Raw genomic sequence first — 26,155 nt, 5'->3', positions numbered from 1 at the left:
GTGATTCTACCAAAGGCTAAGCTGTGCCACCGACCGCAACGGAGTTGTTTCCCCCATGAATGCCTTCACCGTCTTGTTCCTGCTTGCCGTGGGCGTGTCCTTCGGCGTCGAATGGTGGCTGTCGCGCCGCCAAGCCGCCCACGTCCTGGCCCATCGCGCCGCCGTGCCCCCCGCCTTCCGCGATAGCATCGGCCTGGAAGCCCACCAGAAGGCCGCCGACTACACCCTGGACAAGAACCGCCTCGCCGATATCGACCGGCCCATCGAGGTGTTGATCTTGCTGCTGTTCACCCTGGGCGGTGGCATCGAGGCGATCCAGGGCTTTTGGGCCGGCTTCGGTTTCGGGCCGCTCGCCACCGGGATCGGCGCGATCCTGACCACCTTGATCCTGATGCAGTTGCTGGGTTTGCCGCTCGGCATCTACAAGACCTTCGTCATCGAGGAGCGCTACGGTTTCAACCGCAACACCCCCAAGCAATTCGCCAAGGACCTGGGCCTGCAATTGCTGCTCAGCCTCGCCATCGGCACGCCGATCCTGGCCTTGATCCTCTGGGTCATGGATAGCGTGGGCGCGTGGTGGTTGTTGGCCTGGGCCATCCTGATGGGGTTTTCCCTCCTGATGAGCTGGGCGTTCCCGACCTTCATCGCCCCGCTGTTCAACAAGTTCACGCCCTTGCGGGACGAAGCCTTGAAACAGCGCATCGAGACCCTGTTGGCGCGTTGCGGTTTCCAGAGCCAGGGGATTTTCGTGATGGACGGTTCGCGCCGCTCGGGCCATGGCAACGCCTATTTCACCGGGATGGGCAATAGCAAGCGCATCGTGTTCTTCGATACCTTGATCGAATCGTTGGAACACGACGAGTTGGAGGCGGTCCTGGCCCACGAACTCGGCCATTTCAAGCACCGCCATGTGTTCAAGATGCTGGGGGTGAGCGCCACGGTCAGCTTGGTCGGCTTCGCCCTGCTGGGCTGGCTGAGCGGGCAGGATTGGTTCTATGCGGGGCTCGGGGTCCATACCCCTTCCAACGCCATGGCCTTGCTGCTGTTCATGCTGGTGTCCCCGGCCTTCACCTTGTTCCTGCAACCGGCCATGGCCTATTTCCAGCGGCGTTATGAGTTCGAGGCCGACGATTTCGCCGCCGGCCAGACCCGGCCCGCCTATCTCATCAGCGCCCTGGTCAAGCTCTACCGCGAGAACGCCAGCACCCTGACCCCGGACCCCTTGTATTCCGCCTTCCATTACAGCCATCCCCCCGCCGCCATCCGCATCGCCCATCTTTCCGCCAAAGCCGGCTGATGACCAGGAAGCGGGCCTCCGCCGCGCCGGAAACCTCCGACGCGGCTTCCCAAGCAGCCACCCCGTCCCCGCAACAAGGCTTGGTCATCAGCCATCTGGGCCAGGGCTTGGCCGTCGAGAACGCGGCGGGCGAGATCGTGCTATGCCATACCCGCAGGCGCTTGGGCGGCGTGGCCGTAGGCGACCGGGTGCTGTGGGTGTCCAGCGAGGGCCAGGGCCGGGTGGAAGAGGTCTTGCCGCGCCGTAGCCTGTTGACCCGGCCCGGCCATAACGCCAAGGTCAGGCCGGTGGCGGCGAACCTGGATATCGTGCTGGTGGTGGTGGCCCCCGCGCCGGAGCCGGATTGGCTGCTGGTGGATCAATATCTGGCCGCTTGCGAGCATCGGGACTTGGCGGCGGCGGTGGTGGTCAACAAGATCGACCGGGTCGGGGACCGCGCCGCCGTCCTCGCCACCTTGGCGGATTATCGGGCGCTCGGTTATCCCGGTTTCGCCGTCAGCGCCAGGAGCGGCGAGGGCTTGGACGGACTGCGGGCGGGACTGGCGGGACGCTGCGCCATGCTGGCCGGGCAATCCGGGGTGGGCAAATCCTCGCTGACCAACGCGCTGTTGCCGGACCGGCAGCTCCGCACCCGCGAATTGTCCGAGAAGGCCGGTTTGGGCCGCCACACCACCACCGCCGCCACCCTCTACCATCTGCCCGGCGGCGGCGATCTGATCGATAGCCCCGGCGTGGCCGTGTTCGGCCTGGCCGAGATGAACGCCCAGGACTTGGCCTGGGGCTACCGCGAGTTCCGCGATTGGCTGGGGCGCTGCCGTTTCAACGATTGCCGCCACACCGGCGACAAGGGCTGCGCCGTGCGGGAAGCCGCCGAGGCCGGGACCATCGGTGCCGACCGCTACCGGCGCTTCGTCAAATTGCTGGACAAGCTGCAACTCATGGGCAGGCCGTGACCCAGGCCACGGCCCGTCGGCCTATTCCTCGCCCAGCCTCCCACCTTCGATCTTCCTGACCCGCCAGCCACCATCCCCGGCCAGTTCCAGCATGGCGTCGTAATCCGCCAATTTGTCGTCCGCGCCGCGCCGCCCGAAGCGGCTATGGCCCAGGGTGATGTAGGTGATGCCGCGGTGGTTGAGCAGCCCCAGCAGCATCGCCACGTCTTCGGGCGAGAGCGCCGTGCTGATGCGGTCCAGGAACACGAAGCGGGGTTCGGCCAGGATCAAGCGGGCCGCGGCCAGCAATTGCTGTTCCCCCAGCGACAAGAGCTCGTCCCAGTCCTGTTCGCTGTCCAGCCCGCCGGTGCGTTCCAACAGGCTTTCCAGGTTGAATTCGCGCAAGATCGCCAGGATTTGCGCGTCGCCGATGGTCGCCTCCTTGCCCGTCCGCAGCAGCGCTTCCCGCAGGGTGCCGGGCGGCATATAGGGCCGCTCGGGCAGGAACAGCGTCTGGCCGTTGCCGGGACGCTGGACCCGGCCCGCGCCCCAGGCCCAGATGCCCGCCGTGGCCCGCAGCAGGGCGACCTTGGCGTCGTGGCTCGGTCCCAGCACCAACAGCCGTTTGCCATGGGGAATTTCCAGGTCCAGGCCGCGCAGCAAGGGTTGGGCCTGGGTGCGGCTGTGGAGGGTGAGGTTTTGGTAGCGGATCGCGTCCGGGGCTTCCGCGATTTCGATGGCCCCGTGGGCGGAGCGGCTTTGCTCGATGGCGTCGAGCAGCGAACCCAGCCGGGCGATGACGGCGGTGAAGGACGAGATCGATTGGAACTGGGTCACGATCAAGGAAAACGCCCCCAGCAATTGCACGAAGGCCAGGGTCGCTTGGGTGATGACGCCGAATTCCACTTGGTTGTGGATGAACATCGGGGCCACGACCAGGGCCGGGATGATTTGCAGCAGGTAGTTGTAGCCGGTGGTGAAGAAGCCCAGGTTGCGGTTCACCAGGATGATGCGCTGGAAGTTCTCGACCAGGGCGTCGAGCCGGTGCAGCAAGCGGGCCTTGATCCGGCCCTCGCGGGAAAGCAGGGCGATGGATTCGGCGTGCTTGCGGACGTGGATCAGGTCGGAGCGGAAGTTGGCCTCCTTGTCGAACTGGCTGAAGTTCAGCCCGACCAAGGGGCGGCCCAGGGCGATGGTCAGGTAGGAGCCGATCCCGGCATAGGCCACGGCGACCGTGAACAACAAGGGGCTGATCGACCACAGCACGCCCGCGAAGGCCAGCACGGTGATGGCCCCGTTCAGCACCATCAGGGTGAAGGACAGGGTGGTGACGGCGAAGGCGCGGATATCCTCGGCGATGCGCTGGTCGGGGTTGGCGATCTCGCCGTTCTCGATGAGCTGGTCGTTGAGGCGGTGGTAGACCGGGGTTTCGATATAGCGGGCGATGAAGCGCTGGGTCAGCCATTCGCGCCAGAGGAGGCCCAGCCGTTCCTCGCAATAGCGATAGACCACCGCGACCCCGGTCGAACCCGCGAACACCAGGATGTATAGCAGTCCCTGGCCGATGAAGCCGGACATGTCGTGGTGTTCGATGGCGGTCATGAAATCGCGCCCGACATAGCTGTTCACCACGTTCAAGAGGCTGACCGCCAACAGCAGGCCCAACAGCCCCGCAGCCAGGAATTTGGCCTTGCCGCCCTGGGGCGAAGTGCCCAGCGCTTTGAGTTCCCCCACGAAATGGGACCAGACCTTGCGCTCGATAGGTATTTTGGGTTCGTTCATTAGTTGTTCTCGGTGATGTGGCGGCCCGGTACCGTCCGGTCGCCAGGGTCTTGGAAGGCTTTGCCGGGAAATAGTCCTTTTCCCGAGAGCCAGCGTCAAGGCGGGCGGCGCGGGCCGGGGTTGGCGGGGAGCGGGGAAGGGCGGGGGCGGAAGGGCGGGATGGCCCGGATTCCGCAGCGCGGCGTCCGGGCTGGACTGGCCGGGGCGGTGGGCGTTAAGCCACCGCTTCGGCGGGCACCTGCTGCAAATCCTCTTGGAGGGCGGCCAGTTGCTCCACGCTCAGCACCCGCGCGGCGTTGAGGATGATGACGAAATGGTCGTCCAGCTTGCCCATCCCGGCGATGAAGTCGGTGCGGATCTTGGTGCCGAAGCTGGGTGGCGGCTCGATATCGGCGCGGGGGATTTCCACCACCTTGTTGACCGAGTCCACCAGGATGCCCATCACCCGCTGCTTGGCGCTGTCGTCCAGTTCCACGATGACGATGCAGGTGCGCTTCCCTGGGGTGGCGCGTTGCTTCCAGAAGCTGGACGACAGGTCGATCACCGGCACCACCGCCCCCCGCAGGTTGATGACGCCGCGCACCGTGTCCGGCATCAGCGGCACCTCGGTGAGCTGGTTGTATTCGATGATCTCGCGGACGTTCAAAAGCCCCAGGGCGAACAACTCGCCGCGCAGGGTGAATACCAAGTATTGCTGTTCTTCGGCGCCTTGCGCCTCGGTGAGGGACAGGAGGTTCTGGCTCATGGTGGGTTTCCTCGGTGAAGGGGTGAATCCGCGGCCGCGGTCGTGGATGATGGGAGTCTAGGCCCGTTCCTGCAATTGCGCGAATCCTAGCGCGTCGCCGGTCCGTTCCGGACCGAAATCCGTGGATACGGGGTGGGTTTTGGCGCGGGGTCGCGGATGGCCACGTGGGGGGCGGTACCTGAGGGGGAAAGCGATCCCGGCTGGATGAGGGTCATGGCGGATACTCTGGGTTTTCATAGGTTGGGGGGAATTCTAGGGTTTGGGATGGGGGAAAACGGGGCGATGGGAAGCCGATGCCCATCGCCCAGTCCTGGGTTCAGAATTGCGCGAAGCCGCGCTCGTTGAATTCGCTATCCGGGAAACTATGCCTGGAGGGGCGGGGTTTGGTGGATGGGCCGAAGCCCCGCGTGGGCGGTTGCTTGCGACGCACGGCCGCGGTCTCGTTGGAGAGTTTGAAGAAGCCCAGGGTGCGCTGGAGTTCGAGGGCTTGGTCGCTCATTTCCTCGGCGGTGGCGGAAAGCTCCTCGGCGGCGGAGGCGTTCTGCTGGGTGGTTTTGTTGAACTGGTTCATGGCCTCGGAGATTTGCTTCGCGCCCATGGCCTGTTCCTCGGAACCGGCGGTGATTTCCTGGACCAGCCCGGCGGTCTTCTGGATCGAGGGCACGATTTCCTTCAGGAGCGTGCCGGCCCGTTCGGCCATGGCGACGCTGGATTTGGCCAGTTCGCCGATCTCCTGGGCGGCGACCTGGGAACGCTCGGCCAGTTTCCTGACCTCGGCGGCGACCACGGCGAAGCCCTTGCCATGTTCCCCCGCCCGCGCGGCCTCGATGGCGGCGTTGAGCGCCAGCAGGTTGGTCTGGTAGGCGATGTCGTCGACGATGCCGATCTTGTCGGCGATCTGCTTCATGGCCCCGACGGTGCGGGAGACGGCCTCGCCGCCCTCGGTGGCCTCGCGGGCGGCTTTTTCGGCGATGGAGTCGGTGGTCTTGGCGTTGTCCTTGTTCTGGTCGATGGAGGCGGCCATCTGTTCCATGGAACTGGAGATTTCCTCGACGCTGGCGGCCTGTGTGGAGGCGGCCTGGGACAGGGATTGCGAGGTGGCGCTGACCTGCTCGGAGGCCGAGGACAGGGTTTCGGCCACGGTGTTGACCTCGCCCAGGGTCTTGGAAAGCTTATGCAAGGTGTCGTTGATGGTCTGTCCCAGCTCTTTGAAATCACCCCGGTAGTCGCCTTCGATGGTGGCACCGAGGTCGCCCTGGGCGACGCGGGCCATGGCTTGGCTGATTTCGTCCATGGGTCCGGCGACGGCGGCGAGGGTCTGGTTCATGCCCTCGACGATCCTGCGGAAATCGCCGCGGTGGCGCGCGGTGTCGGCCCGGACGGCCAGTTCGCCGGTCAAGGCGGCCTGGGCCAGCAAGGAGGCATCTTCGATCAGGGTTTTGATGTTGGCGCGGACCTGTTCGATGGCGTCGTTGATGAAGCGCTTCTTGCCCGGTAATTGCTCGAACGGGGTGTCCATTTTGCCTTCGCCGAACTCGCGGAATACCGCTATGGCGCGTTTTTTCACATCGATATGGTCGAACACCATCTTGTTGACGTTCTCGGCGACGATCCTGAAGACGCTTTGGAACCGTTCGGAGTCGATGCTGGCATCGATATCGCCGGCTTCGTGCTCCTTGGCCATGCGGGTCATCTCGGCGATGAGCCCGTTGATGGGATGGGTGATGGCGTCGAGGGTGTCGTTGACGCCCTGGACGATCTTGCGGTAGTCGCCTTGGTGCTTGGTGGCGTCGGCGCGGGTGGCGAGCTTCAACTCGCGGGCGGCTTGGGTCAACAAACCGGCGTCTTCGATCAGGGCGTTGACGTTGTCGATGGCGAGGTTGAGGTTGTGCTTGATGGTGTTGAAGTCGCCGTTGTAGCTATCGACGATCTTGGGCGGGATGTCGCCCCGGGCGATGCGGTCGACATAGTCCGCCGCGATGTTCAAGGGACCGATGACGGCGTCGAGGGTGTCGTTGACGCCCTCGACGATCTTGCGGTAGTCGCCCTGGTGTTTCGAGGCGTCGGCGCGGGTGGCGAGCTTGCCTTCCACCGCCGCCTTGGACAGCATCAGGGCGTCGGCGACCAGGGCGGCGAGCGCGCCGCTGGCGTTCCCGAGGCTCTTGTTGATGGTGTCGAATTGGGCGTGGACCCCCTGGGTGTATTGATCGGGTTTGCGTAGGTTGAAGTCGAGGTCGAAGTTGCCCTTGCCGAGGTTTTCGAGGTTCTTGGCGATGATGCCGACCTGATGCTCGGTATAGCTTTTGACGCGGAGGGTGGAGGTGAGGTCGGTGACGGTCTCGACATAGCCCACGGTTTCGCCCTTGGCGTTGAGGACCGGGGCGGTGTCCTGCTTGCAACTCATGCCGCACCACTCGAAGAAGCTTTCCTTGACGCCGGTCCGGAGTTGGGCGATGCCGCAGTTCTTGGTGTTGCAGATATTGGCGTTGGCGGTGGAGCAGGGACGGCCCGTGGCGTCCTGGCGGTCGCGGACATAGCCCTGTTCGACCATGAGTTTCTCGAAGGCCCGGTTGAGGAAGGTCCAGTTCATGTCGAGGTCGGTGACATGGACGGGGAAGGGCACGGCGTCGATGATCGAACGGTACCATTCCAGTTTGTCCACCACGCTGTCGAGCGTCGCGTTGATGCCCTCGATGATCTTGCGGTAGTCGCCCTGGTGTTTCGAGGCGTCGGCGCGGGTGGCGAACTTGCCTGCCACCGCCGCCTTGGACAGCATGAGGGCGTCTTCCGCCATGCGGCGCAGGGTGTCCTGGATGGAGCCGAACGCCTCCAGCAGCCGCCCGATTTCATCGTGCCGGTTGATCGCGATGTCGTTATTGAAATCGCCCTTGGCGATATCCGCCGCGATGCCGCGGACCCGGACCAGGGACGCGATGAGGTCGCGGGCGATCCACCAGCCCAGGCCGCCGATGACCAGGGCCGTGAAGCCCCCGAGGAGCAGCGACCATAGGCTGGCGGATTGCTTCGCGGCGAGCGCTTCGGTGGAAAAGCGGTTGCCTAGATCGACATTGAATTGGAAGTGGGCGGTGAGCGCCTCGTAGACTTTTTGCACGACGGTGGTTTGGGCGGCCATCAGCAAGTCCCGCGCTTCTTCGCTATGGCCCAGCCGCGAGGTGGACAGCATTTTTTCCCGCAGGGCGTCGTATTCGGACATGGCCGCGATATCGTTGGCCAGCAATTGCCGGTCGGTTTCATCCGAGATCAATGGCTCGTATTTTTTGAACCCCTCGTCGATTTTGGCCCGGGTCACGGCCATTTTGCGCTCCAGGTTGGCCATCACGTCCTTGTCGGACGCGGCGATGTGTTGCCATATCTGGGCGCGCAGGTTGGAGTAGTCGGAAGCGATGGTGTTGAGCAGGATCAGGCTGGGCGTGCTGTTGATGTTGGTGTAGTTGGTTTTCGCATAGATATGTTCCATTTGTGCCTGGTTGAAGCCGATGAGGCCGGCGAGGCCGATCAGCGTGGAGGCAATGAGTAGAAGCATTTTGTGGGTGATAGTCATAGCTGTTTCTCTGTTGGAGACCCGCCACCGGCCTGGAGAGGGGCGGATGGGTCTGCCGCTGCGCCGGGCTTGGTTTGGATTCCCGTTAGGGAGCGGTCGTTGGGTGAATCGCTTGTTAGGCGCCGCCGAAGTGGGGCGATTCGCAACCGGCCAGCCATGCGCGGCTGGTTGGATATTGGTTGGGGCCCGGCGGAGGGGCTATAACCGGGATTTTTTGGGTAGCGGTCGTGGCGTTCATGGCGGGTATTTTTGCGCGGAATTCTTATGGTTTGGCTTGGTCCTGGGGGTATTCGCTTGGGCCATTGTTGCGGACTGGACCCCATGCAAGGACTATCTATAGATAGCCTAGATTCGGTATTTTGCAAACCTGGCCGGTGGCGATAATGGGGGCGGCGGATTGGGCGGGGGGATTTGGGAATGCCGGCAAGCGGTTGTAGCGTTTTTATCGTTATTATGATCCTGGCTTTTTCTTTGGGTAATCACGTGGAAAGATTAGGCCCTATGTGGTACCACCGGCATCCATGCCATCCGCCCAAAATGGCTTGGAATGCGAAGGGTTTTGAAGGTTCGCATTCCGCCATGTTTGGGTTTCCGTCGGTACCGGGCGCTGGGTTTGCCTCGGGTTTTCCCACCGGATCAGAATTGGGCGAAACCGTGTTCGCCATTATCGAGGTCCAACCCCGCAGCCATTTCCTTGGGCGATAGGCGTTTGGTTCCGGTTTTGGTGGCCCGGTCCGGCATCGGCTTGCGCGAGGGGGGTTCGGCGGAGAGCTTGAAGAAGCCCAGGGTGCGCTGGAGTTCGAGGGCTTGGCCGCTCATTTCCTCGGCGGTGGCGGAAAGCTCCTCGGCGGACGAGCTGTTTTGCTGGGTGGTTTTGTTGAGCTGGCTCATGGCCTCGGAGATTTGCTTCGCGCCCGTGGCCTGTTCCTCGGAGCCGGCGGTGATTTCCTGGACCAGCCCGGCGGTCTTCTGGATCGAGGGCACGATTTCCTTCAAGAGCGTGCCGGCCCGTTCGGCCATGGCGACGCTGGACTCGGCCAGTTCGCCGATCTCCTGGGCGGCGACCTGGGAGCGCTCGGCCAGTTTCCTGACCTCGGCGGCGACCACGGCGAAGCCCTTGCCGTGGTCGCCGGCCCGTGCGGCCTCGATGGCGGCGTTGAGCGCCAGCAGGTTGGTTTGGTAGGCGATGTCGTCGACGATGCCGATCTTGCCGGCGATCTGCTTCATGGCCTGGACGGTGCGGGAGACGGCCTCGCCGCCCTCGGCGGCTTCGCTGGCGGCCTTCTCGGCGATGGAGTCGGTGGTCTTGGCGTTGTCCTTGTTCTGGTCGATGGAGGCGGCCATCTGTTCCATGGAACTGGAGGTTTCCTCGACGCTGGCGGCTTGTTCGGAGGCGGCCTGGGACAGGGATTGCGAGGTGGAACTGACCTGCTCGGAGGCGGACGAGAGGGCGTCGGCGACGTTGCGTACATCGGCGAGGGTGTTGGAAAGGGTGCCCAGGGTGCCGTTGATGGCCTCCTTGAGTTCGCGGAACATGCCTTGATAGCGCCCCGCCACGGTGGCGGTCATATCGCCCTGGGCCACGCGGGCCATGGTCTGGCGGACTTCTTCCATGGGCTCGTTGATGGCGGCCATGATGTGGTTCATGCCCTGGACGACCTGGCGGAATTCGCCCCGGTGGGGGTCGATGTCGGCGCGGACGGTCAATTGGCCCTGGGCGACCGCGTCGGACAGCTTGTGGGCGTCGGCGATCAGGGCTTTGACCGGGTGGACGAGGGCGTCGAGGGCGTCGTTGACGCCCTGGATGATGCGGCGGTAGTCGCCCTGGTGGCGGGTGGCGTCGGCGCGGGTGTCCAGCTTCAGGTCGCGGGCGGCCTGGGCCAGCATCAGCGTGTCGTCGATCAAGGCCTGGATGGAGGCGGACATGCCCTTCATCGAGGCGAACAGGCTTGAGGTGTCGCCGGGGCGGGTTTCGATGGCGATGGACAAATCGCCGATGGCGATGCGGTTGGCGATGTGCGCGGCCAGATCGGGCTCGCCGCCCAATTGCCGCAACAAGCCACGGGCGATCACGAAGCCGATGCCGCCGACCAAGCCCAGGGACACGGCGGTGATCAGCCAGGAGAGCAGGGCGGCGCTGTCCTTGACCGCCGCCGCTTCTTGGGCGCTCCTGATGCCGACATCGACATTGTATTTGCGGTGTTCCTCGAAGGCGGCGGTGATGTTGGCGAGGACGGCTTGGTTGGCGACCAGGAGGTTGCGGGCCTCCTCGTTCTGGCCGGTGTTCGACAGTGTCATCACCTTTTCCCGCAGGACATCGTATTCCCTGAGCGCGGCGCGGTCGGCGTCCAATAATTCCTCGTCGCCCTTGTCGGCGATGAAGTGGGTTTCGTAGTTTTTCAGTTCCGTATCTATCTTCGCCCGCGCGTCGGCGATGGTCCGCTCGATACCCTGCATCTTGGCCTTATCGCTGCTGAGGATATGCTGGTACAGCGAAATCCTGACCTGGGTCAAAGAGGTATAGGCCGTGTCCAGGGAAACCAAGCTGGGCAGGCTGTTCACATTGGCGAGGTTGGTCGCGGTGTAAACCCGGTCGGTTTGGTATTGGTTGAAGGCCGCGAGGGACAATAATCCCAGCAGGGCGCTGATCACCAACAGCAGCATTTTTTGGGTGACGGTCATGGCGGGTACTCTCGCATGTTATGGCCTGGGGAGAAACGCAGGCGCTATCCGGCGGTTTTATCCTGGGCTATTGTCCAAGACCGGGATGGCGGGTCGAATGAAATGTAAATGACATCGTATAGATAGCGCAGATTCGGTATTTTGCAAGCGCGGATGGCGGCGATGAAGCCTGCTGGCTTGTTTTGGATTTCGAGGCGGATGCCGGAAGTATGGGGGGCTGGTTGGAATCGGTATGACCGCCATTATGGGTGGGTTTTGGAGAGGCCGTACCGGTCGGTTTTCCTGGCTTTGGAAAGCCAGGAACCGCCGGTTTTGCCCAAGGCCGCTTAAAACTGGGAGAAACCTTGTTCGTCGATGTCGAGGTCCGAACCCGTGGCTAGGGGAGATGGGCGTTTGACTCTAGGTTTGCCGGTGCGAGCCGACGCCGCCCTGCGCCGCCCGGTTGGGTCGGAGAGCTTGAAGAAGCCCAGGGAATGTTGGAGTTCGAGGGCTTGGCCGCTCATTTCCTCGGCGGTGGCGGACAGTTGCTCGGAGGCGGCGGCGTTCTGCTGGGTGGTCTTGCTGAGTTCGCTCATGGCCTCGGAGATTTGGCGTCCCCCGCTGGATTGCTCCTCGGAAGCCGCCGCGATTTCCTGGACCAAACCGGCGGTTTGCTGGATGGCGGGCACGATTTGGTCCAGCAGCGTGCCGGCCCGTTCGGCCATATCGACGCTGGATTTGGCCAGTTCACCGATTTCCCGCGCCGCGATCTGGGCGCGCTCGGCCAGCCGCCTGACCTCCGCCGCGACCACGGCGAAGCCCTTGCCATGTTCCCCCGCCCGCGCGGCCTCGATGGCGGCGTTGAGCGCCAGCAGGTTGGTCTGGTAGGCGATGTCGTCGACGATGCCGATCTTGTCGGCGATCTGCTTCATGGCCCCGACGGTGAGAATCACCGCCTCGCCACCTTCGGTGGCGGCCTGGGCGGCCTTGTCGGCGATGCCGTCGGTGGTCTTGGCGTTGTCGCGGTTCTGGTCGATGGAGGCGGACATTTGTTCCATGGAACTGGAGATTTCCTCCACGCCGGCCGCCTGTTCGGAAGCGGCCTGGGACAGGTTCTGCGAGGTGGCGCTGACCTGCTCGGAAGCCGAGGACAGGGCCTCGGCCACATTGTTGACCTCGCCCAGGGTCTTGGCGAGTTGGCGCAAGGTGTCGTTGATGGCCCGGCTCAGCTCCCTGAAGCTGCCCCGGTAGTCGCCCTCGATGGCGGCGTCGAGGTCGCCCTGGGCCACGCGGGCCATGGCTTGGCGGATTTCGTCGATGGGTTCGGCGACGGCGGCGAGGGTGCGGTTCATGCCTTCCACGATCCTGCGGTAATCGCCGCGGTGGCGCGCGGTGTCGGCCCGGACGGCCAGTTCGCCGGCCAGGGCGGCCTGGGCCAGCAGGGCGGCGTCCTCGACCAGGGCTTTGATGTTGGCGCGGACCTGCTCGACGGTGTCGTTGATGAAGCGCTTCTTGCCGGGGAACTGCTCGATCTGGGCGTCCATGTCGCCCTCGCCGAAGGCCTGGAAGCAGGCCATGGCTTTTTTCTTGACGGCGATGTGGCCGAACACCATGGTGTTGACGCCCTCGGCCATGGTGCGGTAGGCGCCCTTGAACTTGGCGGCGTCGATGGCGACGTCGATATCGCCCAGGTCGTGCTGGTGCGACATGTGGTTCATCTCGGCGATGAGGGTTTTGATGTTGACACGGACCTGCTCGACGGTGTCGTTGATGAAGCGCTTCTTGCCGGGGAATTGCTCGATCTGGGCGTCCATGTCGCCCTCGCCGAAGGCCTGGAAGCAGGCCATGGCTTTTTTCTTGACGGCGATGTGGCCGAACACCATGGTGTTGACGCCCTCGGCCATGGTGCGGTAGGCGCCCTTGAACTTGGCGGCGTCGATGGCGACGTCGATATCGCCCAGGTCGTGCTGGTGCGACATGTGGTTCATCTCGGCGATGAGGGTTTTGATGTTGACACGGACCTGCTCGACGGTGTCGTTGATGAAGCGCTTCTTGCCGGGGAATTGTTCGATCTGGGCGTCCATGTCGCCCTCGCCGAAGGCCTGGAAGCAGGCCATGGCTTTTTTCTTGACGGCGATGTGGCCGGATACCATGGTGTTGACGCCCTCGGCCATGGTGCGGTAGGCGCCCTTGAACTTGGCGGCGTCGATGGCGACGTCGATATCGCCCAGGTCGTGCTGGTGCGACATGTGGTTCATCTCGGCGATGAGGGTTTGCAGGGCTTGCGACATCCGGCATATGGCGGCGAGCAGGCTGGTGGTGTCGCCGGGCTGGAGTTCGATGGTGGCGGACAGGTCGCCGTCGGCGATCTGGCTGGCGATGCTGGTCGCCAGCGCGGGTTCCCCGCCCAGGGTGCGGCGGAGCCGCTCGAGGATTAGCCAGGCCAGCCCGCAAATCGCGAGCAGGATCACGGCCACGCTACCCACGTTCCAGTAGCCGGCGTCGCTCTTGGTGGATTCCCCCGTCATGGCGAATTGGTTGCCCAGGTCGATCTTGAATTGGAAATGCTCGTCCAGCGCCTGGTTCAGGGGGTCGATGCGGGTTTGCAGGGCGTTGAACTGGGCCAAGGCCTCGGCCTTTTGGCCGGCGGTCGAGAGTTTCGCCAGGTTCTCGACCGCGCCATAGAATTCCCGCGCCGTTGCTTGGTCGGCGTCCAGCCGCCGCTGGTCTTCGGCATTGGAGACCAAGGGGAGGTATTCCCGCCAGGCCTGCGCCGTGTCCGCGCGGTATTTCCCTAACACTTGCTCCAACTGGCCGACCGGCGCGGTGCCGGCGATATGGTCTTTGGCTGCTTTCTGGGTGTCGCGGGCATCGGTCATGGCCCGGTAGATCAGCGCCAGGCTGGGTGTGCTGTTGACGTTGACGTAGTTGGTGGCGTCGAACACCCGGTTGATTTGATAGAGGTTGAGTCCGGCCAGGACGATGTATCCGAGCGCGATGCCTCCGATAAGCCAATAGAAGCGTTGTTTGAGTGTCATGGGTATTTTCCTGGATCGTGTCTTGGGCCTTGGGGTTGGAGGTTGCGGGGCCAAGATGGGGTGGGTCCCGCTGCTTCCGGGTTCAATTCCATTCTGGGTGGATAGGGCTGTACCCCGGCCTGGGGTGGTCTGTGGCGTTGGTGCTTTCTGGTTGGTGGAGGGGTGGGGCATCGATTATGTAATGTATCTTGGCTGTCATATAAATGATGAGGTGCAATATTGGTTTAAGCGGTTTATGCTGTGTCGCCATGCGTGGCTAAAATCCGGGCGGTTTCCGCCGGACCCAGGGGGGGTGCGGAAAAAACCACACAGTTTGTCCTAGGAATAGTCGAGTTGCCGCGATTTGCAAATCCAGAGCCAGGGGCTGGGGTTTTTACGGTAGCCCTCCCAGTTCTGTGATTCGCTTCACTGTCGCCCCGGGCCACGGACGCTACTGTATACGGCAGCGTCAACGATCCCACACATAACGGCATGCGAATCCCGGGGGCGATCATGGGAACAGAAAACCTCAAAGTCGTGGACTTCGATGTGGCACGGGAGCGGCCTATCCATCACGCGGCGGCGGAATTGAGGGTCCTGCTCCAAAGGCATCTGGACCAGCAGATGAAAGACCATCTCGCGGTGGTGGACGACCAACTCTTCAAATTGTCAGGCATGGCCAAAACCAACGCCGAACAAACCCAATATTTCGAGGCCATGCGCTATCTGCGCCTCGAAGCCAACCCGGTCCGGGCGCAATACGCGCTGGGGGTGGTCCGGGCCTTCGACGAATTCTGGAGGCAGGCCGCCCAGCGCCCGGCCAAACCCGAGGCTTCCCTGTCCGGGGCCGAACTGTCCCTGGTGGAGGAGGCGGCGCTGGAAGAGGAATTGGCCATCAAAGGCATGGTGGACAAGGGCAGGGGGTTGTTCCAGCGCGAACTGCAAGCCCTCGATGCCCGCCTGGCCCATATGGCGGGCCGGGACGAGATCGCGCCGGAGGAGAATCCGCTCTCGCCCGAAGCCCTCTGCCACGCCCTGGGCCAGGCCTTGCGGCCCTTGGCCCTGGATTTGCCGGTCAGGCTGTTGGTCTACAAGCTCTATGACCAAGTCGTGGTGGCCGCTTTGGGCGGGTTCTACCGCGAGGCGAACGCTGGCCTGATCCAGCAAGGCGTCCTGCCCAAGCTGGCCGCGACGCCCCGCTGGGTTCCCCTGCCGGCGGGCGGACTGGCCGCCCGTTCCGGCGAGGCCGCCGCGGCCTACCTGGACGGTTCGGACGAGGGCCAATCGTCCTACCTGGAAGCCTTCGCCGCCCTGGAAGGCCTGATGGGCGATTGGCGGGCGCGGATGGGGCTGCCCAGCTTCCATCCCGCCGATTACACCGGGCCGACCTTCGCCACGGGCGAGGTGTTGAGCGCGCTGAACCTATTGCAACAGCCGGGGGTGGCCCGGGCCGACGCCGTGAAGGGCTACCTGCACCGGCAACTGCGGGCGGCGCGGGCCGAGGACGCCCGTCCCATCGCCCGCCGCGAGGAAGACCTGATCGACATGGTGTCCTTGCTGTTCGAGTTCATCCTGGCCGACGACAATCTGCCCGATTCGGTCAAGGCGCTGATCTCGCGCCTGCAAATCCCGGTCATCAAGGTGGCGATCCTGGAAAAATCGCTGTTGGGCCGCAAGAACCATCCGGTGCGCCTGTTGCTGAACGCGCTGGCCCAGGCCGGCATCGGGCTCGATCCGGGCGAGGGCATCGCCGAGAACCCGGTGTTCAAGCGCATCGAGGCCACGGTCCATCGGGTGCTGGACCAGTTCGACCAGGATGTGAACCTGTTCTCGGAGCTGTTGGACGAGTTCACCGCCTTCATGCAGAAAGAGAACCAACGCAGCGGCGTCGCCGAGGAGCGCGCCCGCCAGGCCACCCAGAGCAAGGAGCAGATGCGGATCGTCAAGCACAAGGTGGCCTATGAAATCGCCTCGCGCCTGCATGGCAAGTCCACCCCGGCGGTGGTGCGTTCCTTCTTGTTCAATATCTGGAAGGATGTGTTGGTGCTGGGCTATCTGCGCCGCGATAGAACCCCCGCCGATTGGGAGAACTCCCTGGCGGTGATGGACAGGCTGGTATGGAGCGTGACCGTGCCGGTGGATGCCGCCCACCGTGCGGAACTGGTGAACACCATCCCCCCGCTGCTCAAATCCATCAAGGTCGGGCTGGAGGTCCTCTCCCTGGACCCGCAGGCCGTGGTCACCATCCTCAAGGATTTGCGGGCCTGCCATATCACCCGGCTGTCCAGGCCGCTGGAAGGCGCGGAGCCGGTGCCGGTGGCCGATCCCGCCCCGGTGGAGCGGCCCGGCAAGGTCGAGATCCGCGACCCCGAATTGGCGCGGGCCATCGTCGATATCCGCGCCAACCTGCCCGATGTGGAAGCGTTCTCGCTGTCCGACTTCACCGGGCTAGAGGGCTTCCAGGTCGAGGATATCGCCGCGGGCATCGACCCCGCCGCCATGGACAAGGCCCGTGGGCTCGGCGTCGGCGAATGGGTCGAATTCCGCGATGGCGGGTCGCGGACGCGGGCCAAGCTGTCCTGGAAGAGCCAGCTCACCTCGACCTATGTGTTCGTCAACCGCAAGGGGTGCAAAGTGGCGGAAATCCCCCTGGTGGAATTGGCGAAGCGCCTGGGCGAAGGCGGCATCCAGCTCATCGAGGGCGGCACGGTGCCCTTGATGGACCGGGCCTTGCACGGCTTGCTGAGCCGCCTGCGGGAATCGCCGCCCAAAGAAGCCCTATTGAACGCCGCGGTCTAGGCGCGGGCCCGTCCCATCCCACCCACTCCCCAGGCCGGGCGCCACCCGGCCTGGGGAGTTTTGTTTTGCGCGGGGGCGCGGCTCCCGGAACCGGCTATCCTTGAATTTTGCGCGATCGCCGCCATTTCTACGGTCCGGCCCGTGTACCGGGCGGCGCGGCTCGGGGGGGAATCCGCCGGGTGGCGCGGGGGTCTAATCGTCGGCCAGCGCCGTCGGCAGGGTGAAGGGCAGGGCCATTGTGTCCACCATGGCGTCGGCGGGCAGGCTCAGCACGTAGAACGGGGCCATGTATTGGTTGATGTCGCGGTAGAACCCGTCCCGGTCGGCCTTGGCGTAATAGTGTTTCAGGCAGGTGTCGCCGGGTTTCGGCTCGCCCGACACCGCCCAGGACAGCGCGGCCCATTCCATCCGGCTGAGGGTGTAGACGCCGGGGCAATCCGCATAATGCCCCGGCCAGGGTTTGCCCTGTTGCTGGATGACGAAGGAGGTGCAGCCCGCCAGGGCCGAGGCCGAAACCAGGGAGGTCGCGAGTTTGGATAGGATGTTCATGGTCGGAAGATATTCCCAGGGCGGAGGATTTTTTTGTTGGCGATGGCGGGGTTGGCTGGGCCGCATGTTGCGGCGCCGCTACGCGGCATAGTCGCCACATCCCCCGGATTTTTTCATATTTGGATATAATGCCTTGAAACCAATAGCCTTTTTATGTTATTTTGGAACGTTCCGCTTTTCAATGGCGACGCGCACGCGAGGCACTCATGACGCTTGAACAGCAGCAATCCCAGCTGAAAGAACTTATTGCCAAAGGCAAGGCTCAAGGATTTCTCACCTACGCAGAAGTCAACGACCACCTGCCCGGGAATGTCTCCGATCCCGAACAGATGGAAGACATCATCAGCATGATCAACGACATGGGCATCGAGGTCCATGACGAGGCACCCGATATCGACACCATCACCGACACCGTGGTGGGGGTCGACCAGGATGCCGAGGAGGAGGTCGAGGAGGCCGCCGAGGTGGCGGCGATGGTCCTGTCCGACGCGGGCAAGATTCCCAGCACCGACCCCGTGCGGATGTATATGCGCGAGATGGGCGCGGTGGAATTGCTGAGCCGGGCCGGGGAACTGGCCATCGCCAAGCGCATCGAGGAAGGCATCAACCAAGCCGCCCGCGAATTGGTCCGTTTCTCCCCGGCCATGGACCGCTTCATCGGCGCGTTCGACCGGCTGGAGGCGGGCGAAGGGGCGCTGGCCGACCTCATCACCGAGTTGGTCGATCCCAGCCGCGACGACGATCCGGTGCCGCCGCCCGACGAGGTCGCCGCCGTCGCCGACGACGAGGCCGCGGCCGAGTTGCTGGAGGAGGCCGACACCGGTCCGGATATCGAGCTGGTCAAGGAAAAGCTCGCCGCCTTCAAGAAGCAATACGCCGCCGCGCTGAGCGCCCGCAAGAAACACGGCCACGGCGACGAACGCACCCAGGCCGCTTTCGACAAACTGGCCGAGGGCTTCCTGGAATTCAAGAAGACCCCGCAGTTCATGAAGGAACTGACCGAGACCCTGAGTTCGGCCATCGAGCGCATCCGCGAGCAGGAACGGGTCCTCATGGATTGGGCCGTGGGCCATGCCAAGATGCCCAAGGAGGTGTTCGTGTCCAGCTTCGTGGGCCGGGAGTCCGATCCGGGCTGGATCGACGACGTGATCGCCTCCGGCAAACCCTACGCTGGAGTCCTGTCCCGGCGCGTGGACGAGATCAAGCAGGCCCAGGCGATCATCGGCCAGGTGGAGAAGGAGAACGGCCTCGGGGCCTCGACCATCAAGGAAATCCATCGCCGGGTGTCCGCCGCCGAGCGCCAGGCTAGGCTTGCCAAGCAGGAAATGATCGAAGCCAACCTGCGCTTGGTGATCTCCATCGCCAAGAAATACATCAACCGCGGGATGCAATTCCTGGACCTGATCCAGGAGGGCAATATCGGCCTGATGCGGGCGGTCGATAAGTTCGAGTACCGCCGCGGCTATAAATTCTCGACCTACGCCACCTGGTGGATCCGCCAGGCCGTGACCCGTGCCATCGCCGACCAGGCCCGCACCATCCGGGTGCCGGTGCATATGATCGAGACCATCAACAAGATCAACAGCACCTCGCGCCTGATCCTGCAACAGACCGGCCGCAACGCTACCCCGGAGGAAATCGCCAACCGCATGGAGATGCCGGAGGACAAGGTCCGCAAGGTGTTGAAGATCGCCAAGGAGCCGATTTCCATGGCGACCCCGGTGGGCGATGAGGGCGACACCCATCTCGGCGATTTCATCGAGGATTCGCAGGTGATGTCGCCCATTGAATCCGCCACCGTGGCCGGTTTGCAGGAGGCCACCAAGCAGGTCCTGGCCTGCCTGACCGAGCGCGAATCCAAGGTGCTCAGGATGCGCTTCGGCATCGACATGAAGACCGACCATACCTTGGAGGAAGTCGGCAAGCAGTTCGACGTGACCCGCGAGCGCATCCGCCAGATCGAGGCCAAGGCCATCCGCAAGCTGCGCCATCCGACCCGTTCGGAGCATCTCAAGGCCTTCCTCGATATCGATTGAACCCTCCCGCCCCCCACCGCGAAACCCGGCTTAGGCCGGGTTTTTTGTGGGCAGCGGGGATTTTTTTCCCCGGCCCATGCGGGGATAATCGCGCCCACCCGGCCCCCCGGCCCGGCTTTTATCCTCCATAACTAGAACGAGCAGAGCTTACCCCATGAGCATCGCCACGCTGTCCTGGCAGGCCCACCGCGTTTCCGTCGATACGCTGGGCTTCCTCACGCCTTTCCTGGGTTCCCGCCGCAAACGCTGGTTGTTCATCAGCGAAGACACGCCCCTGGGCCGGGCGCAACTGTTCCCGTTCTGGCGGCACCGCGCCGACTTGGCGGCCCGTTACGGCATCGATATCCGCGAACTGCCGCTGTCGCGGTTCCAGGCGGGCAAGAACCCCTATGCCGGGCCGGTGGACGCGGTGTGCTTCCAGGCCCGCGCCGGCCTTCCGCCCAGGGAGGTGGCCGCCTTGGCCGGGCGCATCCGCAATATCTTCCCCAGCGCCCGGCTGGGCTATTTCGACGCTTCCGCGTCCACCAGCCTGCCCTATGCCGAAGCCCTGGACCCGCTGGTTGACGCCTATGTCAAGAAACAGGTCCTGAAGGAGAAACGCCTGTACCGGGAAACCCTACTGGGCGATGCCTACCATGGCGACCATTACGCCCGCCGCCTGCGTGCCGCCGAACCCATGAACCGCTGGCCGGTCCCGGACGGTTTCTGGTCCAAGCTGTGGCTCGGGCCGCATTACGCCTTTTCGCCGGAATTGCAGCCGCGCTTCCAGGGCGGGTTCCCCAACGGCGACCGGGATATCGATGTGCAGGCCCGTTTCAATACCGAGGGGTCGGCTTGGTACGCCGCGATGCGCCAGGAGGCTTCGGACAAGGCCGGCGAACTGGCGGGACGCTACCGGGTGCGGGCCGATGGCAAGCTGCCCTATGCCCAATACCGGGCCGAATTGCTGCGTACCCGGATTTGTTTCAGCCCGTTCGGCCAGGGCGAAATCACCCCGCGCGATTTCGAGGCCATGGCGGCGGGCTGTTTGCTGCTCAAGCCGGACCTGTCCCACCTCGAATGCTATCCCGAGGTGTTCCTGCCCTATGAAACCTATGTGCCGCTGGCCTGGGACTTGTCCGATTTCGAGGAGAAGGTGGCTTATTACCTCGCCCACGAGGCCGAGCGGGAAGCCATCGCCAAACGCGCCTGCGATTTGCTGCGCGGCTATTTCGGCCAGAACCGCTTCCTCAACGATGTCGAGCCCTTGCTGATCCGGCTGGGGTTGGCGGGCGGGGCAACCCCGGCGCGGGCCGAAACCGCGGGGCGGGGCGGGATGGCGATGCCGGCGGGCGCGGCGGCACCGATGGTCTTGGACCGCGTGGTGTCCAGCGTGGCGCCCGCCGTGCCGGTCGAACCCGGACCCCTGGCCATGCCCAAGCCGCGCATCCTGCTCTCGGCTTATCATTGCGCCCCCGGTGCCGATCCAAGCGCGCGCATCGGCTGGGAATGGTACCGGCGTATTTCGGCGCAATGCCCCGTGACCCTGGTCACCCACCGCCGCAACCGCCCGGCCTTGGAAGCAGCCGGCGCCCCCTTGCCGGATTCCTCGGTGATCTATATCGACACCGATTGGGTGCCGGGCTGGGTCCGCCGCCTGGTGGATGGGCTGTTCAAGCATGAAGGCGGCGATGCGCTGTCGCCCTTGGAATGGCAGCTCTACGACAGCGCCGCGCTCGGCGTCCTGCGCCGCCGCCGCATGGCCGGGGCGGTGTGGGACTTGGCGCACCAATTCACCCCCGCCGCGCCCTTATCCTGTACCCGCCTGCACCGGCTGGGCCTGCCCGTGGCGCTCGGCCCCTGGAACGGCGCTGTCCCGGTGCCGGAAGCCTTCCCCGAAATCGCCCTGCAAGACCCGCGTCCGGTCCGTGGCGCGGCCCCCCTGGGCGGTTGGTTCGACTGGGTGCTGCGGACCACCCGCCATGCCAGCCTGATCCTCGCGGCCAACCCGTCCACCCTGGCGGGACTCCCCGCCGCCTGCCGGGAACGCTGCCGCATCCTGCTGGAGGACGGCGTCGATCACGAACGTTTCCGCGCCGGGCCTTGGCCGGCGCCGCCTTCCGCCACCCAGGCGTTGCGGGTGTTGTTCGTCGGCCCTTTGGAGCCGGACCAGGGCATCCCGATGTTGCTCGCGGCCATCGCCAGGGTCGGCGCCCGCAGCCCGGTGGAATTGGTCGTGGTCGGCGCGGGCGGTCAGGAGGAGGCGTTGCGGGCGGAGGCCGAAGCCCTGGAAATCTCGGCCTGCGTGCGTTTCAAGGGGGCTTTGGACGAGGACGGCGTCGCGGCGGAACTGGCCCGCGCCCATGTGTTCTGCCTGCCGGCGGTGCGGGAAACCCAGGGATCGGCCCTGCTTTGGGCCATGGCGGCGGCGCGGCCCGTCATCGCCCTGGATTGTGGGATAGCGGCGGATATCGTCGATGCCGAGGTGGGTTTGTTGATTCCGGCCACCGGCCAGCGTTCGGTGGTCGAACGCCTGACCTGGGCCTTGATCGATATCATGAACGCGCCCGAGGTCTGGCGGTTGCGCGGCAAGGCCGGGCGGGCCAGGGTGGAGTCCAGGCATGGTTGGGATGCTAGGATCGGGGCCGTCATGGCGTGGTACCGGCAAATCCTCTAAGGGCTTGAATCCCGTGGCCTCCGCCCTTAGGCTGTACCGACTGGGCGGGCCATGCCGTGGCCGGTCCGCGTTTTGGCGTGGGATTGTCTGGTGTGGGTGGCGCTATCGCCGTGCTTCTAATGCGCCATAATCTTCTGACGATACGATATGTTGCAATCGCCAATAATGATCAAGTAATGAGATAGCCTCCTGGACCCGGATGGAAACGGCCCGGCCGGCAATGCCCGGCGCGGCGTTCGCCATCGGCCCATGGGCACTGACCAGCGGAGCGCGAACTATGGATCACCCCCCCCGGAAAGTCGATTACGTCGAAAAGGTCAAATTACGTGTGGGCGAGTTGCGCCCCGGCATGTTCGTCTGCGAACTCGACAGGCCATGGCTGGAAACGCCGTTCCTGTTCCAAGGCTTCGAGATCAGGTCCGAGGATGATATCGAGGTGGTGGCCCGCCATTGCGAATACGTCTACATCGACCTGCTGCGCACCCGCCGGGTCGAAATCTCGCTGGACGCCGCGCCCCCGCCCCGCTCCTACATGAGCCGGGAAGCGATCAGCGCCTACGAGAAGGAGGTCGAGGTGGCCGACAACGCCCGCCGCCAGACCACCCAACTGGTCAAGAACTTCGTCGACGAGGTGCGGTTCGGCAAGAGCGTGGATATCTTGGTGGCCAAGTCGGCGGTCGCCGAGTGCGTGTCCAATGTCATCCGCAATCCCGAGTCGATGCTGTTCGTGGCGCGGATGCGCGACACCGACGCGCTGATTTCCCAGCACGCCTTCAATGTTTGCACCTTCTCGGTGGTGCTGGGCCATTACATGGGCTTGGACGCCAAGCAATTGGAGAACCTCGGCACCTGCGGCCTGTTGCACGATATCGGCAAGGTCGCGATCCCGGCGGCGATCCTGAACAAACGGGGGAAACTCGCGCCCGAGGAAGTGACCGTGGTGCGCAACCACGCCGAGCAGGGCCGGAACATCCTGATGTCGGGGCGGAATGTGTTCAGCGGGACGGTCGACGTGGCCTATGGGCACCACGAGCATATGGACGGCAGCGGCTATCCACGCGGCCTACAGGACCACCAGCTCAACCTGAACTGCAAGATCGTGGCGGTGGCCGACCGCTACGACGCCCTGGTCAGCCAGCGCCCGTTCCGGCCGGCCTATAACCATCTCGACGCCATCCGCCTCCTGAACCAGATGGCGACCGGCCGCCAGCTCGACCATTCCTTGACGGCGGGTTTCGTGGCCTGCATGGGGGCTTATCCGCCGGGCACCGTGGTGGAACTCAGCACCGGCGAGATCGCCATCGTCCTGCAAGCCAATCCCAAGCAGCGCCTCAGGCCGCAGATCATGGTGGTGCGCAACGCGGCGGGCGCGTCCTGTAAGGAAAGCCTGGTCGATATGGCGCTCAAGGAAGTGGACGACAAGGGCCGGCCCTACAAGATCAAGACCGTGCATCGGGCCGAGGATTTCGGCATCGACCTGGAGAAGCACCGGCATGCGATCCTGAATGCCTTCGGCTGAATATCGCTGGCCCTTGGGGCTCCGGTCGGACGGCCCGCGCTCCAAGCGCCCGGTGGTTTTTCAGGGATTCTTCCCGGTCCCGGCGGCTCCCGGCAGTACCGGGAAACACCCCTCCGCCTCCTTCTTCGCCGCCTTCAGCCGGTCGCGCAATTCCTTCGATTTCGGCGGATCGCGGAATTCGCCGCCCTTTTCGCCGGGGGTGTCGAACATATAGGTGAAGGTCAGCGCCTCCGAATAATCCTGGTAATTCAAGCGGCCTGCGATTTTATCCACCGCGCAGACGCAGTGGTACAGGTTGTCGAGGTTCTGCCCGCCGCGTTCCGCCATGCATTGCATGACATATTCGACCCGCGCCTGGGTCGGGAAATCGTTGACCGGCGCGGCGGCTTCCTTGGCCGGGGCGGCGGGTTTCGGGGCCGGGTGGCGGGGGGCGGCGGAGGGGGCGGCGGCGGCCAGCGAGGCGGCCAGGGCCCAAGCGATGCGGACGGTTCGGTTCATTGCTGTGCTTTCGGGTGGTGGGGCGGAAAACCGGCGGAATGATAGGGGGCGGGCCGGTCCTATGCAATTCTCACGGCTCGGCGGCGAAGTCCACGATTTCCCGTAGTTGCCGGTTCATGCCGCGGGCGAACTCGTTCATTTGGGGATTGGCCGAATCGGTGGGCAGCAGATGGGTTGTGATATGGACCCGGCCCCGTTCCGAGCGCACCGACACGTTGCAGGGCATGTAGGACACCGCTTCCGGTTCGAGTTCCAGCATCCGCCGGGCCAGGCTCAGGTTGCAGAACTGGATCGTGTCGTAGTCGGGGAAGGCGATGTGTTCGCGCTCGCGGATCACGCCGCCGATCTTGTTGTGGCCGGTGATGCGGAAATTGCGCTCGGTGATGGCGAGTTCCAGTTCGGCCAGCACATCGGCGTAGGGCTTGGCGGTCTCGGCGTGGTAATAGCCGGGTCCGGGCCGGGTGGCGCAGGCTGGCAAGCCCAGTAGGGTGAATGCGAGAATCGCGGCGGGAATCCTGGACATGGGAGGTCGCTGGAAATAGGGATGGGGTTAGGATATCACCATGGTTTTCGACCGGGCAAAGATAACCGGCGTGGTGCTGGCCGGGGGCCGGGGCCTACGCATGGGCGGCGAGGACAAGGGCTTGCTGCCGTTCCGGGGGCGGCCCTTGGCGGGCTATGCCGTGGCGGCGTTGGAACAGGTGGCGGGCCGCGTCCTGGTCAACGCCAACCGCAACCCGGAGCTGTACGCCCGCTTCGGCCATCGCGTGATCGCCGACCCCGGCGGGGGCTTCGACGGTCCCCTGGCCGGCCTGCTGGGCGCGATGCGGGCGGCGGACACCCCCTACGTGCTGACGGTGCCCTGCGATTGTCCGTTCGTCACCGGGCCGCTGTTGGCGCGCCTGCCGCTCCAACGCGAGGCCACGGGCGCCGCCTTGTGCGCGGCCCACGATGGCGAACGCCTGCATCCGGTGTTCCTGCTGGCGGAGCGGGGCCTGGCGGACGATCTCGAAGCCTATCTCGCCGGTGGACAGCGCAAGGTCCAGGCCTGGCTGTACCGGCACCACCCGGTCCTGGTCGATTTTTCCGACCATCCCGAAGTGTTCGCCAATCTCAACACCCCCGCCGAATTAGTCGCTTTGGAATAACATGGGTCCGTGGAAACCGGTCCGGCGTTGCGTTTTTGTCAATGTCCGCCCTGGGATTTGTCACGGCCCGTCCCTGGGGGACAGGCAGCCGTTTAGCTTGTAGAATCCAGCCATCACCATAAATCAGGCCCGGGATCGCACCCATGCATACCGAATCCATCGAAGACCACGTCGGCTATACCCTGCGCGGCCAGGGCGAAATCCTCGAAAAACTCAGGCTGATGCAGCGCAAAAGGTGCTTGGTGACCGCCCACCATCAAGATTCCAAGGCCAATTTGGTGACGGCCATCGTCGAGATACTGCCGGAGCGGGGCTGGATCGTGTTCGATATGGGGTCCAACGAGGCCGTGAACCGCCAGTTCGCCAAGGCCCGGCCCCTGGTGTTCATGGCCCAGGTGGAGGGCGTGCGGAGCCAGTTCGTGGTGGAGGGCTTGACCGAGACCACTTGGCGGGGCGAACCGGTGTTCGCCGCGCCGCTGCCGCAGTCCTTGTTCTGGCACCAACAGCGCGAGTTCTACCGGGTGGCGATCCCGCTGGCGATGCCGGTCAAATGCCGGGTCGGGCTGGAGGGCGGCGCGGTGGAATTCGGCGTGTACGACCTCAGCCTCTCCGGGCTGTCGCTGTCCGATAAGAACGCCCGTATCGGTGCCGCCCTGGAGGTCGGCCATACCCTGGAGGCTTGCAAGCTCTCCATCCCGAGCCAGCCCGAAATCCCGGTGAACCTGGAAATCCGCAACAAAATCCCCCAGGTCCGGCCCGACCGGCCCCAGGCCCAGCGGGTGGGCTGCGCTTTCCGCGGCCTGGGCCGGGGGGCGGAGACCCAGTTGCAGAAGTTCATTTTCGAGGTGGAACTGTGGCAGAAGCGGCTGGGCGCGGCGGCGCGGTACCAATCCAAATAAGCCGGCGGCCCTGGCGGCACCGCGCTGGCGATCCTTGATTTCGGCGGGAATGCCC

Annotated in this window: 16 protein-coding genes; 8 read left to right on the top strand and 8 right to left on the bottom strand. The window is 64.4% G+C overall.

What is annotated here, in order from left to right; genetic code table 11:
- The first annotated feature begins 55 nt into the window (after positions 1-55).
- Entirely contained in the window at positions 56-1,297 is a 1,242-nt protein-coding gene (locus K5658_RS12040) for a M48 family metallopeptidase (protein ID WP_221063378.1), read from the top strand.
- A complete protein-coding gene (rsgA, locus tag K5658_RS12035) occupies positions 1,297-2,250 on the top strand; it encodes a ribosome small subunit-dependent GTPase A (RefSeq protein ID WP_221063377.1) in 954 nt (317 codons plus the stop codon). The genes K5658_RS12040 and rsgA overlap by 1 nt, the downstream gene beginning before the upstream one ends.
- 21 nt (positions 2,251-2,271) lie before the next feature.
- On the opposite strand, the gene K5658_RS12030 is transcribed toward rsgA, so the two are convergent.
- The 5 genes from K5658_RS12030 to K5658_RS12010 form a co-directional block, all read right to left on the bottom strand.
- The gene (locus tag K5658_RS12030) at positions 2,272-4,011 is read right to left on the bottom strand and encodes an ABC transporter ATP-binding protein/permease (RefSeq protein ID WP_221063376.1); all 1,740 of its coding nucleotides are present in this window, start codon (positions 4,009-4,011) and stop codon (positions 2,272-2,274) included.
- Between the two features lie 214 nt (positions 4,012-4,225).
- Positions 4,226-4,756 carry a chemotaxis protein CheW gene (locus K5658_RS12025; protein ID WP_221063375.1) on the bottom strand — a complete coding sequence of 177 codons (531 nt, stop codon included), beginning with the start codon at positions 4,754-4,756 and terminating at the stop codon, positions 4,226-4,228.
- 316 nt (positions 4,757-5,072) lie between these two features.
- Positions 5,073-8,318, bottom strand: a complete 3,246-nt coding sequence (locus K5658_RS12020; RefSeq protein WP_221063374.1) for a methyl-accepting chemotaxis protein — start codon at positions 8,316-8,318, stop codon at positions 5,073-5,075.
- 636 nt (positions 8,319-8,954) lie between these two features.
- Positions 8,955-11,000, bottom strand: a complete 2,046-nt coding sequence (locus tag K5658_RS12015; protein ID WP_221063373.1) for a HAMP domain-containing methyl-accepting chemotaxis protein — start codon at positions 10,998-11,000, stop codon at positions 8,955-8,957.
- Positions 11,001-11,326: 326 nt separating this feature from the next.
- Complete coding sequence (locus K5658_RS12010) at positions 11,327-14,017, bottom strand: methyl-accepting chemotaxis protein (RefSeq protein ID WP_221063372.1); 2,691 nt, start codon at positions 14,015-14,017, stop codon at positions 11,327-11,329.
- A gap of 492 nt (positions 14,018-14,509) precedes the next feature.
- Here K5658_RS12010 and K5658_RS12005 point away from each other — a divergent pair, with 492 nt between their 5' ends.
- Positions 14,510-16,795 (top strand): DUF1631 domain-containing protein, encoded by a 2,286-nt coding sequence (locus K5658_RS12005; protein ID WP_221063371.1) that lies wholly within the window; start codon positions 14,510-14,512, stop codon positions 16,793-16,795.
- Between the two features lie 192 nt (positions 16,796-16,987).
- Here the strand turns inward: K5658_RS12005 and K5658_RS12000 are convergent, their stop codons facing one another.
- On the bottom strand, positions 16,988-17,344 hold the full coding sequence (locus tag K5658_RS12000; RefSeq protein ID WP_221063370.1) for a hypothetical protein: 357 nt from the start codon (positions 17,342-17,344) through the stop codon (positions 16,988-16,990).
- 161 nt (positions 17,345-17,505) lie between these two features.
- Between K5658_RS12000 and rpoD the strand changes: the two genes are divergently transcribed.
- The 3 genes from rpoD to K5658_RS11985 all read left to right on the top strand — a co-directional run bounded on the left by rpoD (position 17,506) and on the right by K5658_RS11985 (position 23,555).
- Positions 17,506-19,380 (top strand): RNA polymerase sigma factor RpoD, encoded by a 1,875-nt coding sequence (gene rpoD / locus K5658_RS11995; RefSeq protein ID WP_281425886.1) that lies wholly within the window; start codon positions 17,506-17,508, stop codon positions 19,378-19,380.
- Positions 19,381-19,534: 154 nt separating this feature from the next.
- Positions 19,535-22,036: a glycosyltransferase gene (locus K5658_RS11990; protein WP_221063368.1), complete on the top strand. Its 2,502-nt coding sequence runs from the start codon at positions 19,535-19,537 to the stop codon at positions 22,034-22,036.
- A 277-nt stretch (positions 22,037-22,313) separates the two neighbouring features.
- Positions 22,314-23,555 carry an HD-GYP domain-containing protein gene (locus K5658_RS11985; RefSeq protein WP_221063367.1) on the top strand — a complete coding sequence of 414 codons (1,242 nt, stop codon included), beginning with the start codon at positions 22,314-22,316 and terminating at the stop codon, positions 23,553-23,555.
- A 60-nt stretch (positions 23,556-23,615) separates the two neighbouring features.
- On the opposite strand, the gene K5658_RS11980 is transcribed toward K5658_RS11985, so the two are convergent.
- Together K5658_RS11980 and K5658_RS11975 are read right to left on the bottom strand one after the other, a co-directional pair.
- Positions 23,616-24,053 (bottom strand): hypothetical protein, encoded by a 438-nt coding sequence (locus K5658_RS11980; protein ID WP_221063366.1) that lies wholly within the window; start codon positions 24,051-24,053, stop codon positions 23,616-23,618.
- A 70-nt stretch (positions 24,054-24,123) separates the two neighbouring features.
- Positions 24,124-24,576 (bottom strand): DUF302 domain-containing protein, encoded by a 453-nt coding sequence (locus K5658_RS11975; protein WP_221063365.1) that lies wholly within the window; start codon positions 24,574-24,576, stop codon positions 24,124-24,126.
- A 40-nt stretch (positions 24,577-24,616) separates the two neighbouring features.
- Between K5658_RS11975 and mobA the strand changes: the two genes are divergently transcribed.
- Together mobA and K5658_RS11965 are read left to right on the top strand one after the other, a co-directional pair.
- The gene (mobA, locus tag K5658_RS11970; RefSeq protein ID WP_221063364.1) at positions 24,617-25,201 is read left to right on the top strand and encodes a molybdenum cofactor guanylyltransferase MobA; all 585 of its coding nucleotides are present in this window, start codon (positions 24,617-24,619) and stop codon (positions 25,199-25,201) included.
- Positions 25,202-25,344: 143 nt separating this feature from the next.
- A complete protein-coding gene (locus K5658_RS11965) occupies positions 25,345-26,100 on the top strand; it encodes a flagellar brake protein (protein WP_221063363.1) in 756 nt (251 codons plus the stop codon).
- The last annotated feature ends 55 nt before the right edge of the window (positions 26,101-26,155 follow it).

The organism is Methylomagnum ishizawai, from assembly GCF_019670005.1.
In the GTDB taxonomy this organism is placed as follows: Bacteria; Pseudomonadota; Gammaproteobacteria; order Methylococcales; family Methylococcaceae; genus Methylomagnum; species Methylomagnum ishizawai.
Note: the sequence above shows the minus strand (reverse complement) of the source record. Positions and strands in the feature narration are given on the sequence as shown.

Excerpts from the sequence above, each read along its gene's own strand:
- K5658_RS12040 (WP_221063378.1), top strand. The coding sequence starts at position 56 with ATGAATGCCTTCACCGTCTTGTTCCTGCTTGCCGTGGGCGTGTCCTTC.
- rsgA (WP_221063377.1), top strand. The coding sequence starts at position 1,297 with ATGACCAGGAAGCGGGCCTCCGCCGCGCCGGAAACCTCCGACGCGGCT.
- K5658_RS12030 (WP_221063376.1), bottom strand. The coding sequence starts at position 4,011 with ATGAACGAACCCAAAATACCTATCGAGCGCAAGGTCTGGTCCCATTTC.
- K5658_RS12025 (WP_221063375.1), bottom strand. The coding sequence starts at position 4,756 with ATGAGCCAGAACCTCCTGTCCCTCACCGAGGCGCAAGGCGCCGAAGAA.
- K5658_RS12020 (WP_221063374.1), bottom strand. The coding sequence starts at position 8,318 with ATGACTATCACCCACAAAATGCTTCTACTCATTGCCTCCACGCTGATC.
- K5658_RS12015 (WP_221063373.1), bottom strand. The coding sequence starts at position 11,000 with ATGACCGTCACCCAAAAAATGCTGCTGTTGGTGATCAGCGCCCTGCTG.
- K5658_RS12010 (WP_221063372.1), bottom strand. The coding sequence starts at position 14,017 with ATGACACTCAAACAACGCTTCTATTGGCTTATCGGAGGCATCGCGCTC.
- K5658_RS12005 (WP_221063371.1), top strand. The coding sequence starts at position 14,510 with ATGGGAACAGAAAACCTCAAAGTCGTGGACTTCGATGTGGCACGGGAG.
- K5658_RS12000 (WP_221063370.1), bottom strand. The coding sequence starts at position 17,344 with ATGAACATCCTATCCAAACTCGCGACCTCCCTGGTTTCGGCCTCGGCC.
- K5658_RS11990 (WP_221063368.1), top strand. The coding sequence starts at position 19,535 with ATGAGCATCGCCACGCTGTCCTGGCAGGCCCACCGCGTTTCCGTCGAT.
- K5658_RS11985 (WP_221063367.1), top strand. The coding sequence starts at position 22,314 with ATGGATCACCCCCCCCGGAAAGTCGATTACGTCGAAAAGGTCAAATTA.
- K5658_RS11980 (WP_221063366.1), bottom strand. The coding sequence starts at position 24,053 with ATGAACCGAACCGTCCGCATCGCTTGGGCCCTGGCCGCCTCGCTGGCC.
- K5658_RS11975 (WP_221063365.1), bottom strand. The coding sequence starts at position 24,576 with ATGTCCAGGATTCCCGCCGCGATTCTCGCATTCACCCTACTGGGCTTG.
- mobA (WP_221063364.1), top strand. The coding sequence starts at position 24,617 with ATGGTTTTCGACCGGGCAAAGATAACCGGCGTGGTGCTGGCCGGGGGC.
- K5658_RS11965 (WP_221063363.1), top strand. The coding sequence starts at position 25,345 with ATGCATACCGAATCCATCGAAGACCACGTCGGCTATACCCTGCGCGGC.